At 43.5% G+C, this 12,712-nt stretch carries 9 protein-coding genes and 1 tRNA gene; 5 read left to right on the top strand and 5 right to left on the bottom strand.

The features are described 5' to 3' along the window. Window positions 1-10: 10 nt before the first annotated feature. A complete protein-coding gene (locus WHS38_03605) occupies window positions 11-3,115 on the bottom strand; it encodes an acyl-CoA dehydratase activase (GenBank protein MEJ5300054.1) in 3,105 nt (1,034 codons plus the stop codon). A gap of 124 nt (window positions 3,116-3,239) precedes the next feature. Beyond that, window positions 3,240-3,710 carry a 23S rRNA (pseudouridine(1915)-N(3))-methyltransferase RlmH gene (locus WHS38_03600; GenBank protein ID MEJ5300053.1) on the bottom strand — a complete coding sequence of 157 codons (471 nt, stop codon included), beginning with the start codon at window positions 3,708-3,710 and terminating at the stop codon, window positions 3,240-3,242. A gap of 488 nt (window positions 3,711-4,198) precedes the next feature. On the opposite strand from WHS38_03600, the gene WHS38_03595 reads away from it, so the two are divergent. Together WHS38_03595 and WHS38_03590 are read left to right on the top strand one after the other, a co-directional pair. After that, window positions 4,199-4,321 (top strand): hypothetical protein, encoded by a 123-nt coding sequence (locus WHS38_03595; GenBank protein ID MEJ5300052.1) that lies wholly within the window; start codon window positions 4,199-4,201, stop codon window positions 4,319-4,321. A gap of 25 nt (window positions 4,322-4,346) precedes the next feature. Beyond that, window positions 4,347-5,333: a TGS domain-containing protein gene (locus WHS38_03590; protein ID MEJ5300051.1), complete on the top strand. Its 987-nt coding sequence runs from the start codon at window positions 4,347-4,349 to the stop codon at window positions 5,331-5,333. A gap of 12 nt (window positions 5,334-5,345) precedes the next feature. On the opposite strand, the gene WHS38_03585 is transcribed toward WHS38_03590, so the two are convergent. From WHS38_03585 to WHS38_03575, 3 genes are read right to left on the bottom strand one after another with little or no spacing between them, the layout of a single operon-like run. Then, window positions 5,346-7,607 (bottom strand): ATP-binding protein, encoded by a 2,262-nt coding sequence (locus WHS38_03585; GenBank protein MEJ5300050.1) that lies wholly within the window; start codon window positions 7,605-7,607, stop codon window positions 5,346-5,348. 14 nt (window positions 7,608-7,621) lie between these two features. Beyond that, entirely contained in the window at window positions 7,622-8,365 is a 744-nt protein-coding gene (locus WHS38_03580) for a transporter substrate-binding domain-containing protein (protein MEJ5300049.1), read from the bottom strand. Further along, window positions 8,346-9,545 carry a glycosyltransferase family 9 protein gene (locus WHS38_03575; protein ID MEJ5300048.1) on the bottom strand — a complete coding sequence of 400 codons (1,200 nt, stop codon included), beginning with the start codon at window positions 9,543-9,545 and terminating at the stop codon, window positions 8,346-8,348. The genes WHS38_03580 and WHS38_03575 overlap by 20 nt, the downstream gene beginning before the upstream one ends. Window positions 9,546-9,748: 203 nt before the next feature. Here WHS38_03575 and cbiQ point away from each other — a divergent pair, with 203 nt between their 5' ends. The 3 genes from cbiQ to WHS38_03560 all read left to right on the top strand — a co-directional run bounded on the left by cbiQ (window position 9,749) and on the right by WHS38_03560 (window position 12,667). Then, entirely contained in the window at window positions 9,749-10,675 is a 927-nt protein-coding gene (cbiQ, locus tag WHS38_03570; protein MEJ5300047.1) for a cobalt ECF transporter T component CbiQ, read from the top strand. A 15-nt stretch (window positions 10,676-10,690) separates the two neighbouring features. Next, window positions 10,691-12,265: an energy-coupling factor transporter ATPase gene (locus WHS38_03565; protein MEJ5300046.1), complete on the top strand. Its 1,575-nt coding sequence runs from the start codon at window positions 10,691-10,693 to the stop codon at window positions 12,263-12,265. Between the two features lie 327 nt (window positions 12,266-12,592). Beyond that, a tRNA-Thr gene (locus WHS38_03560) sits at window positions 12,593-12,667 on the top strand. The last annotated feature ends 45 nt before the right edge of the window (window positions 12,668-12,712 follow it).

Genomic DNA, 12,712 nt, shown 5'->3' with positions numbered 1-12,712 from the left:
GTTTTACGGCTCAGTTGCTAAGGCGTTCAAATTCGATGGCATCAGAATCACTAACGGATAGGTTTGCTTCGATATTTCTCACCACATTTTGGTAGGCTTCCACTCTAGTTAGAATTCCTGCAACGGCTGTATGTTCATCGTATTCCAGAATAAGCGCTGGCTTGTTCTGAAGCACGTGTCGATAGAAATGTTCAATGAAGGAATCAGGTCCGCAACTGAAATTGGTTATGTGAAGCCCGTATAAGTGTGGCGTTCTGGCTATTTTCTTGGCAGCCCGGACAATTCTTGATCCAAAACCCCAATACATACGTGGGAAGTCGCTTATATCTTCAGCCGCAAGGTCTATGAAATCAAAGGTTATCGCCCGGATGCCCCGTTTGGCAAGATGTTGACCAAGCTGTAAGTTAAGGCGAGCATCGTAGAGATTGTAAGGTCTTCCCGAGATAATCCAAATTGGCTCACCCTTTTCAAGAGATTCACTGATTAGGGCTTCGCCTTTGGTTTTTAATTCTTCTCTAAACCGCCAATATCGATCCCACGATATTTTAACAGCCCGACGAACTTGATCTTCAGATATGCCTAAAGACGAAGGAAGAGAGCGAAAGAGAGCGTGAGCAATCCGATCAGGACCATCTTTTATGTAAACCGTTGGGTCGATTATGCGTGAACGATCGAGCGTTATAGACTGAGCCGCCACATATCGACCACTTTGAACCAGCGGACAGAAGAAGCTGACCTCTCTTTCAGCCAGAGCCGGCATTGTGATAACCGTGGGAAGGAAAAACATTTCTGCCTTATCTGCAATCCATTTAACATGCCCAAGGAAGACTTTAACCGGAAAACAGGTTTCTGCAGTAACCGTTTCGATTCCGACTCGAGTTATAGCGTGATCTGTTCTGGGACTAAGAAGCACAGGAAAGCCAAGTTGCCGCAGGACAGGAACCCAAAAAACCGCCCACTCCCAAAAATGAAGTCCAAGTGGAACTCCCACCAGCGGCAAACCCAATCGTCCCGAAGATGGAATTCCAGGCTCGACACCCCATTCTTTCAAAATATCCCAGAAGATTCCATTCCGCTCTCCGATATAATCGGTCTCAGTGGGGCCATCATAGCGAGTCACTTCATATCGTCCACAGTCTCCACCCCAAATGCTCTTGCGCCCACCGAAATTATAGATCTTGAGTTTGCACTCGTTATGACATTTGGGATCGGCATGACATATAGTTTCTTTGTAGTCAACCTTACTGTCTATCAAACTAATAATTGATTTCGTCCTTCGCTGAACTTCAGCCTTGAGATCGGGATTTTTGTCCTTCCCGGCCTGTTCCCATCTCTCTTTTACCAGCAGAGCCGCTCCAAAGGCTCCCATTACTTCCCGATGTTTGGGCACTATAAGCGGTTTTTTCAAGACTCTCTCAAAAGCTGCTACAATGCCCTTGTTGAGAGAAGGACCGCCCAGGAACATTATTCGATTCCCTATGGATCGCTTTCCAACAACTCGATTGAGATAGTTATGAACGATGGCGTAGCAGAGTCCCGCGATGAGATCCTCACGGCGCGCTCCCTTCTGAGCATAGCTCATAAGGTCTGATTCCATGAATACCGTGCAACGTTCAGCCAGGTTCACGGGCGATTTGGAAGAGAGAGCTACTTCCTGAAATTCGCCCACAATGTTAATTTTCATCTTATTGGCGAGTTCATGTAGAAAACTCCCCGTCCCTGCCGCACAGACCTTATTCATGTCGAAGTCAATGGGGTGAGTTTTATGAAGTAAGATATATTTAGAATCCTGCCCCCCAATTTCGAAAACCGTATCCACTTTAGGATCAATTTCTACGGCACCGCGAGCGTGAGCGGTAATTTCATCAATAATCAAATCGGCATCCAGAAAATCTCCCACAACATTTCGCCCAGAACCGGTTGTTGCAATGGCGATTATGTCACATCGCCCATCAAAAGCTTCAAAAAGTCCTTTCAGAAGCTGCTGAGTTACCTCAATGGGACGACCTCTGGTGGGCACATAATTTTTATGCAGAATTTTTTTCTTTTCGTCCATGAAGACATATTTGGTCGTGGTAGATCCTATATCGATCCCGAGAAAGCCTCTGTAGCGTTTGTTCTTGGAACTTCTTAGAGACGGGAGAGCATTGTCTGCGGGGAAATTTGTCCATTCAAGCCCAAGCGGTTCAGTGCGACCGAAATCGACCGACTTACTTCTTTGATCCTTCAAGGCATCAAGATTAACAGTGTGTTTTACTGCTCTGTCTCTAGCTATAAGTGCAACCCCGATAGCCCCAACTGATGTATGAAATGGCGGAACTGTAAGGGATGGGAAATAGGAACGGAAAGCTCGAACCTGAAGTTCGTTTGAAGCCATACCCCCGATAAACACTATAGGTTCCTGAATCTCACGGTTACCGATAATGGTGCTCAGGTAGTTTGCAGCGTTTCCGTAGTGAAGTCCGGCGATAATGTTAGGGAGAGGTTCTCCCTTGTTCTGGAGATGAATCATGTCCGATTTAGTAAAGACGGTGCAACGGCAGGCTACTGGAGCCGGGGATGAACTGGTAAGCCCGAGAGCGATGAAATCTTCGAGAGTTTTCTGAAGGTGTTCCTGAGATGGTTCCCAATGTGACCCATACATAACCTGAGCAAGCCGCTCGGCTTGCTGGTCTATGAAAGAACCGGTGCCTGAAGCGCAGGGACCATTTATGTTAAAGCCTTCCAGAAACCATGTTCCATCCCGGCCATAGCCGATCTGAAACAGCATGGCATCCTGTCCCCCGATGCTTATAATGGTCCTTACACCGGGGGCCATCTTGATGGTTCCAATTACCTGCGCTATCGTTTCCACCTCGAAGAAGGCAACCAGATCTTTAGCAATTCTCTCACCATGAGAGCCGGTTATGGCTATAGCCTGGATATTTTCCGGTTTATAACGGGCACAAATATCTTCCAGGATTTTAAGGACTTCCTCGCGAACAAGGCCAAAATGCCTTCTGTAAGGCAGTTCTTCGACAAGCCATTCATTAATGTTTGCCGAAGTATGTCCATCGTTTCGTATCACTACAGCGTTTATACTAACGGAACCAATGTCTAAGCCCACGATATACATTGGAAAACCTCGTCGCGTATAATTAAGGAAAATCCATTATTCCCTTTGAGATTCAATCGGGATATTAAACCAACGCGCCAGGCTAATCAAGTGAATCATTGAAAGAAGCCACCACCCGCGCCTTTTACTTATGATAGGGAATACCGTTAATAATGCTAATAGCTCTGTAAGTTTGCTCAGCAATAATAGCCCTCACAAGATCATGAGGAAAGGTCATCGGGGAAAGGGAAAGTATTTCATGAGAAAGATTCAGCACCACAGGAGAAAGCCCCAGAGCTCCTCCTACAACCATCCAGATAGATTTTACGCTCTTTTCCATCCATTGCCGGAAAAGATTCGCATATTCTTCGGATGTCATCATTTTTCCGGTGCGATCCCAGGAAACAATATACCCTTCCCTGCCAACGACTTTAAGAATCCTTTCGGCTTCTTTGTCCATTACATCGGAAGGACTTCTGTGTTTTGTCTCTTTTTCTTCTTTAACGATATGAACAGATACCGGGAAAAAGCCCCTAATTTTTTTCAAATAACGCTTAACCACCTGATCGATATCAGGAAAAGCTGTTTTTCCAACAAAAACAAAATGAAGTTCCATTTTTCCTCTTAAAGCCTGTCAACTCGACACCATCCTACCATTTCTTCCAGTTCATCAGTGATGGCTTCTTTAACTTCTTCGAGAGAAAATCTCGAGCCGCATTCCTTGCAGCGCCAAAATACAGCTCTTCATGTTCTAACCAGAACAATCAAACCACCACAATGTTTACAGATCATTACGTTCTCTCCCTAGAAAATATCTACAACATCTACAGTAATTGTGGATTCCGTCACAATTTTTTTAACAAACTTTTTACCTACTGTCATCAATTTCTTTAGAGAGTAAAAGTCCTTTACTTTAGCAAACCTTGCCGGCTTGCTTAACATTAGCCAAAATTGATTGACATACAAAATTTTGGTAGTTATAGCCCTGAATGATGTTCGGAAAAAGTAGCGATGGACGAGGCTGATGCCTCAAAAAACTTCTAATAACTTCTTTTCGTAGCCAACGAAAACTATTGCATACCAAAAGCGCCGGGGAGAATTGATATGATTCTTCCTTTCGGCATCAAATATGTGGCTTTCCCAAAATACCGCCAGCTGGGGCATTGGGAAGCCATAAAAGGCGGGAAACAAATACCCCAGCCTCGAGCTATACAAATAAATGTATAGCCTGAGCAACAACGAAAGTAGGTCTATGCCGGCAAATTTGCCACCTCATTACTTCGAAGCAGAAAAAAGATACCGTGAAGCGAAGACGCCCGAAGAAAAGATCCAGGCTCTGGAAGAAATGCTCACCATAATGCCCAAACACAAGGGAACAGATAAGCTTCGAGCAGCTCTTACAAGTAAAATCGCTAAATTCAAAGCTCAAGCTCAGCAAAAAAAAGGCGGTGGACGGCGAGATTCAGACTATCTGATCGAGAAAGAAGGTGTCCTTCAGGTGGCAATTGTTGGAGCTCCTAACACGGGTAAATCGTCCATCGTAGCAACTCTTACCAACGCTTCACCCGAAATAGCCGATTTCCCCCATTCTACCTGGAAGCCGACACCCGGCATGGCAACCTTTGAAAACATCCAGTTTCAGCTTATAGATACGCCACCCATAACTCTCGACTACATCGACCCTGGAATGGCAGATCTTATGCGTCGAGCAGATCTCATTGTTATTGTTGTTGATGTTCAGAGCGACCCGCTTCATCAATATGAAGAAACAATGGAAGTGCTCCGCAGTGTAAGAATCTATCCCAACGAAGAATCAGTTCCAAAAGATCTCACTAAAAAACCCTTTATCAAAAAGATGCTTGTGCTTGTGAACAAAGTGGATACCCCTAAAGAACAAGAAGATTACGAAGCTTTTTTGGAACTACTCAATCTTGCTCTCCCCTGCCTTCCCTTCTCAAGCTTAACCAATCATTATTCAGAAAATTTTCTGAGAAAAATTTACGAACTGGGGGACATTATAAGAGTTTACACTAAGCCTCCTGGCAAAGAACCAAAACTCGATTCCCCCTTTGTGCTCCCCAAAGGAAGCACTCTGGAAGACTTGGCAGGAGAAATACATAAAGACTTTCTCGAAAAGCTCAAGTATGCAAGGGTATGGGGAACAACTGTTTTTGGAGGTCAAATGGTTCAAAGAAATTACGTGCTTCAGGATGGCGATATAGTAGAACTTCACATTTGATTTTTGAAACCCTCACCCTAGCACTCTATTTATGACATCCAGAAGTTGTTTTCCTGAAAAGGGCTTGTAGATCAACTCCCTTACACCGAACTCTTTTAATTCCTCAGACGAAAAGGCAAACCCGTAGCCCGTACATAGTATTATAGGCACATCAGGGCGAATAGAAGAAATGGTCTTTGCCAGAACGTCTCCTCGAATGTGAGGCATTGTAATATCAGAAACAACCAGGTGGACTTCATCTCCGTAATTCTGAAAATAATTGAGAGCTTCCCTTGGATCGGTAAATGCGCAAACTCGATATCCTGCGGCGGTCAAACTCAACATAACGAGATCTGTTATGGATCTTTCATCATCCACAAAAAGGATACATTTGCCGCCACCATTTTTAGTTTCCATACCTTTACCATCATCCACGGCACCAGAAAAATGTTCTTCCATGCGAGCAATAGGAAGATACACAATTATTGTTGTGCCCTTACCGAGTTCGCTAATAACTTCCACATCCCCTCCACAACTCATCACTATGTTCCGGACAACAGAAAGACCAAGTCCTGTGCCTCTAGTCGATTCCTTCGTGGTAAAGTAAGGATCGAAAATCCTTGAAACCACACCAGGAGGAATACCACATCCAGTATCTTTAACCATCAGACGAATATAATCACCGGAAGGAAGGGTGGAGAAGAAGCAACTCTTTGGTTTATCTATACTGATCTTCTCCATCTCAATAGACAAAACTCCTGTTCCTGAAGACTCCATTGCATGAACACTGTTGGTGCAAAGATTCATAATAACCTGCTGTATCTGGGAAGGATTAGCTTTTATGAGGATTTTTTCATCCGGCACGTGATACCGAATTTCTATGCTCGACGGAATACTAGCACGCAGGAATTTCACCGTTTCTTTAATGAGAGGACCAGGATCAAAGACTATAACATCCGAAGGCTGAGGTCGCCCGATTACAAAAATTTGCTGTATAAGATCTCTGGCTCGGAAACAGGCATGGCTTACCTGGGAAAGATACTCCTGAACCGGGGCATCTTCGGGCGATGCAAGGCGAGCGAGGTCGTTATAGCCCATGATTATGGTCAGGATGTTGTTAAAATCGTGAGCAATGCCACTTGCAAGGGTCCCGATAGCCTCAAATTTCTGAAGGCGATATATTCTTTCCAGAGCTTCTCTCTTTTCCCTTTCTACCTCTTTGCGCCAGGAGATGTCTCTTACGATAGCAACTACCCGGTCAACTGGTGCATCAATATCAAAGGTATTGGCAAGAGAGACTTCAACTGGAACGGTTGCTCCATCTTTTCTGATCCCGGTCATTTCACATACAGAAGAGTTAATCTGTTCACGCTTTAATACATATTTTCTAAGTAGTCTTCTATCAGGTTCCGAAAAAAGGTCACACACAAAAAGGTTGCGAAGTTCCTCTCCTGAATACCCAAAAAGAACTTCTACTGCATGATTCGAATAATCAATTCTCCCATCCGACTTAGCTATAATGACTCCATCGCTTGCAACACTCATTACCGCTCTGAACTTGGCTTCACTTTCTATAAGTTCCTTGGTAACCTGCTCTCTTTTTTCAATCTCTTGTGTCAAATCTTCATTGAGAGTTCTAAGTGTTTCTTCGCGTTTTTTGATTTCTTCCGCCATGTGAAGCATCTCTCTCAGGATAATTGAAAACTCGAGGTAGCCTGACTTTTGCGACACGGTGATACTATAGTTTCCGGCGGCTATGTTCTTCATGCACTCGGCGAACTGTTTCATCGGCTCTGATATAGTTTTTCTCACAACCCAGGTAATTCCAACAAAAAGTGAAAAACCAATAAATGCGATAATTACCAGGTTGGCCATAAAGGTTCGAAAGGCTTCACTCTTAGCCAGTTCATCCGTAAACGCTGCAGAAACTCTTCCTATTAAAATGCCGTCGTGGTTTATATCCTGATGTCTTATTATAGAAGGAGAAAGTGCCTCTTTCTTAAGCGAACACAGCGTCTTCCCATCCTGATTGGTAACGGTTAAATTAACCATCCACAAAGTAGTATTATTGAAAACTTCGCAGGTATTTTGAACACTTTTGTAGTCCATTTCCCACAGAGGTTTGTTAATAGCGTTCACAAGATGATGGATATGCTCGTCGGAAAGATCTTCGTATTCTTCATGTATTTGCTTTACTCGAAGCACGTAACCAACGGCTGTTGAAAACAAAGAGGTAACTACAATAAGAACTGCGCATATTACCACGAGTCTTTTAGCTATAGTTGTCTCTTTCATCAAAAACTCCCTGGTTAATCAAGCCATGAAACAAGTTCGTGTATAGCTCTGTTTATTCTGTCCATCATATCAGGTGTCACACCTTTACTACACATAAGGTAACGCCTGTTGCCTTCGGGGATTCCCTCTATTGGCACCATAGCAATGGATTCTCTGAGTTCAGGATAGATCGAAGCAATGTAACCCAACTCTTCAGGAGAAATCAGGGTAAAATCCACTCTCCCTGCGCTCACCATCCTTACAACATTAAGGACATCGGTTGAAATACACCGCGTAGCTTTTTCTGTCGAAAAAACAGCATCCAGAAAGGGTCCATAGGAAAATCCGCAAACAATTCCTGGATCGCGTGATGATTTGAATAAGTTAGATATTTCATCCAGGGTAATTCTAGTTTTTTCTTTAGATTTTGTTACGACAAACGTTAAGGGTGCATTTTGATATATGGTAGCAGAAAAAAGGTATAATTCTTCTCTCTCCGGGGTCTTAAACCATCCTGGAGAACAGGCAAGCTGGGGTTTTTTAAGTTCTTCCAAAATTCTTTTCGGCGGGACTTCTTTGAATTCGGCTTCAATACCAGCTTTTTCAAGCACTCTTTCGACAAAAACCATCAGGAATCCCTTGGGCTCACCATCGGTTTTCACGTAATAAGGCGGGCGATGAAAATAATAGACAGTAAGCTTCGAAACATCATCCGAAGCAAAGCCGTAAGAGGCAATAGTGGCTAGAATTATTATAGCGCTAATATTTTTTATGCTCATGTCTTCTCAATTCCCATTCCCCAGTTCCCAATTCCCATTCCCTAAAAAGAATACTCTTAATGGCATTTAAAACTTCATCAACCGTAATCTCCTGTATGCACTGAGCATTTCTTGAACAAGCAGCCGTGTAACCGAAACTGGTGCAGGGACTACAGGGGAATTTCTTATTGATGACTATGCTTATGCCATCTCTTGGCGCCCATTTTGATTCTATACCCGGACCGAAGAAAGCCACAACAGGCGTTCCAACCGCCACAGCAAGATGCATGATACCCGAATCTGAAGCTACTACAAGATCACAGGAAGCTAGAACTCCTGCGGTTTCTTCAAGAGATGTTCTACCAGCAAGATTCTCAACATCGTTAAGCCCTGAGGCAATAATTTTCGAAGATTCCACATCCTCTCGCCCACCTACAATTACCACATCGATGTTTCTGGATCGAAGCCAGGCAGCCACTTCGCGAAATTTTGCAGGATCCCACTGACGTTCTTTGATACTTGCACCAGGAAAAAGAGCCACTCGCTTAGCTTTATCCTGCCTGGAGAACCTGTCTACCGGATAAAAACATGCGAAAGGATACGGAGGCGTTGAGTCAATATCTAATGGCCTAAGAAGTCTAAAGAAATTATCGCCTTCAAAGCCATCATTGTCATAAGGCACAGGATGAGTAAAAAACATGGACCGTTCATTGGTAGCAAAACCGATACGTATTGCCTTCCTGCCAACTGTAGAAGCCGTAATAGCCGAAAGAACATGCCATTGTTCAGTATCTATCACCACGTCAAAAGAGCAAACCAGAAGAGATAGAAAATCTCGAAATCGATCGTAGCAAAACAGCGCATCAATAATGTTTCCGCAAAGTGGACGGAAAACCGCGGCATTTCTACGTTCTGCAAGAACAGCGATGTGAGCTTGAGGGAAAGAAGAGCGAAGTTTTTTAAGCACAGGAACCAATATTACTGCATCGCCTATGCCTCCAGGGCGGATAACAAGAACTCTTCGAGGGTTAACAAGTCTAGCTGGATTGGAAGTAACAAAAAGAACCCTAATAAATTTTCCGAGCCAGGACAAAAAAAGCAGTCTTAAGACATAATCGGCTCGCTTCAAAAGCAAAACATGGTTGTAGGAAAGAGTTTTTGCTATCTTCTTTCCGGAAATAGGTAGAGGGATTTCTACCATAGACTATCCTGCTCCCAATCATATTCAAAACACCGCTATTTGAAGATCGAATTCCATACTGGTAAGCTTACTTGCTATTCCTAGTCTCACATATTATTATTATCAACTTGATCAAAGCGACAACAAGAGATCGACAGAGTAGAAGAATTTTTTCCTTAATATTTGAAGTTAGCTAATAAATTCGACTCTGAGGTCAAAGTTAGATGGATGAACTTGTTATACGGATCCCCTGGCATGTCTGGGCTCCAGTTGCTGGAGCCTTAATTGTTATTTTCATTATTTTTGCTTTATTGAAAAAGATCAGATATTCACAGCAAAGACATAACACCCCTGAAGCTTTTGACGTAAACATCCCCTCCATGGGACTAATTAGGGGAGATTCGCTCCTACATCGGTGGGATCCAAGAATAAAAATTTTTTCGGGCATTTTGTTTAGTTTTCTTTCGGTAAGCTTGTCATCTTTTACGCTGATTTTGACATCCATGTTGTGGGCATCTCTTTTCTGTGCTTTAGCAAAACTCCCTGGAAGTTCTATAAGGAGGAGGCTGAAGCCAATAGGCATTCTCACTTTAGCTCTTGTAGTGTTTCTGCCCCTTACTGCTCCCATTAAAGCTAGCACAAGGCTTATAGTTTTTGAACCCTTTATTGGTCTAAATCTGAACTATGATGCCCTTATAGGAGCCATAACCATAGGGATAAAGGCAACCACTGTTGTCCTAACAACAGCGATTATGCTCGAAACATCTCCCTACACTGCAACAATCATGGCGCTCAATAAAATTGGCTTTCCGGCGAGCATTGCTCAAATGTTGCTCCTTACCTATCGATATATTTTTGTGTTGGTGGATGAAGCTGAAAGAATGCACCGAGCTATGAGACTTAGAGGCTTTGAAGCCAAAACGGGTTTAGAAACCTTAAGGATTGTGGGATCTTTCATTGGAACCTTGTTTGTGAGAAGCTTCGAACGCATTCAAAGGATAACGGAAGCTATGGAGTTGAGGGGTTACAGAGGACGATTTCCTGGTTTTTATCCTTTCGTAGCCACAACGAAGGATTGGGTTATTGGCATACTGTGGATTGCTCTTCCTCTAGGGCTTTACGTGATTGAACGGTTCTACCTGATACATTAGGAAGGATTTCCCCCTATGCATGAAATCGCTCGAATTGAGCCTTATATTCGTCACGAAGCAAAGCCTATCCTGGAATTGTCTAATGTTGACTATGTCTATCCTGATGGGAAAAGAGCTTTACAAGGAATTTCTTTATGTATTTACGAAGGAGATCGACTGGCTGTTGTTGGAAAAAACGGTGCAGGAAAGACAACCTTAGCCAAGCTCATAGCCGGTATTTACAAGCCAACTTCTGGTAAAATTATATATCACGGTAGTGGAAACCCTGATCAAAGGTTAACGCCCAGAGTGGGAATGCTTTTCCAGGACTGTGACGACCAACTATTTTGCCCGACTATATTTGAAGATATCGCCTTTGGACTTCTTCTAAAGGGGGTCTCGCTGAAGGCTGCAGAAGATAAAGTTTTTGAATGGGCAAAACGGTTGGACATCGAGAAACTTATCTTTCGAGAACCCCATCATCTTAGCTATGGCGAAAGGAAGAGAGCGGCTCTGGCGGCTGTTCTGGCAATGGATCCAGAAATTCTTATACTTGATGAACCAACTGTTGGGCTTGACCGAGAAAGCGAAGGCATAATACTTGACGTTCTTTCAGATTTTCGTGGAACTATCCTTTGCATAAGCCACGACCTTTTCTTCCTATATGAACTCTGCCAGCGAGCTTTTGTGCTCAAAGACGGTATGGTTCATCACGATTACACAATGACAGAACTTATTAGTAATAAGGAAACTCTTCGAGACCACGGACTTGATTTTACTTTCAGGTTTCAGTGTTGCGCTACTTATCAAGATGAGATTGCCCAGAAAGAAATGAGATATTCCGTCAGCAATAATAGTGCTTTTATAGAACTACTAGGATATTCCTATAAGTATCCAAGTGGGGTCTGGGGAATAAAAAAAGTTGATTTGAGAATTAAACGAGGAGAAAGGATTGCTCTTATCGGAGAAAACGGGGCGGGCAAATCGACCCTCGCTTTTTGTATTACCGGGATTTTCAAAGGATACGGCGTTTATAGGCTAGAAGGACGCGAAGTATCTGAAAAGATGCGCAAGAAGCTGTGGCAAAAGGTGGGTATTGTATTTCAGGATTCGCGAGACCAATTTTTTTCGTCATCCTGCTTTGATGAAGTGGCTTTTGGTCTTAAGATGCTGGGTATTTCAGGAAAAGAAACGATTAAACGTGTAAAAGAGGCTTTAGAAGCGGTCAATCTGGAAGGCTATGAGGATCGAGTGCCTCATCATCTGAGTGGTGGCGAACAGAAGCGTCTTGCTCTAGCAACTATCCTTGCCATGAAACCCGATCTTATTATTCTCGACGAACCAACAAACAATTTAGACCCTCAGGGAGAAGAAACCCTTTTAGAAATATTGAAAGCGGTTGATTCAACTCTTATCGTCATAAGCCACGATGTTTGCTTTTTATCGTTTATCTGCGATCGAGCAATAATTCTTCACAGCGGAGAAGTTGTGGGCGATATAGATTATGAGGATTTTTTACGAAGCGAACAGGAATCGGTAAAGCGCCACCATGAACATGGGTATCGTCAGAGATGTTGCCAAAGGATTAGAGAACTTCTTTACAGTTCTTGATGATAAATGGCTATTTCAAAATAAAGTAAACCTCTTCTTGAGGACATCGGAACAAAATCGCATTGTAGGCATTATTGTGGGGGCGACGCATGCGTCGCCCCTATACGCTGTTTGGACGTTGGTAGGAGCGAAAAATTTTTCGCCCCTACTTAAGTTGCATCAGTCACCGAGGACGGCGACCCTGCCAATGTCCTGCCGCCGTCTTGGGTCAAACTGGTCACCCCCATCCCAATTACCCACCCCAATAAGGGGAAGTTTTCGAGCACCCTCTGTCTTAGCTTGACGCGATTTAGATTTATGTGGTAAAGGGCTTTTCAACGTCAAGGTGCCGGCGTAGCTCAGCGGTAGAGCAGCTGATTCGTAATCAGCAGGCCACCGGTTCGAATCCGGTCGCCGGCTCCATGTTTTGTTTACTGCCTCGGATCAGATCAAGTGTTTACCTTGAGC

The sequence above is a fragment of the Thermodesulforhabdaceae bacterium genome, from assembly GCA_037482015.1.
GTDB lineage: Bacteria > Desulfobacterota > Syntrophobacteria > Syntrophobacterales > Thermodesulforhabdaceae > JAOACS01.
This window is presented reverse-complemented; position numbering and strand designations above follow the sequence as displayed.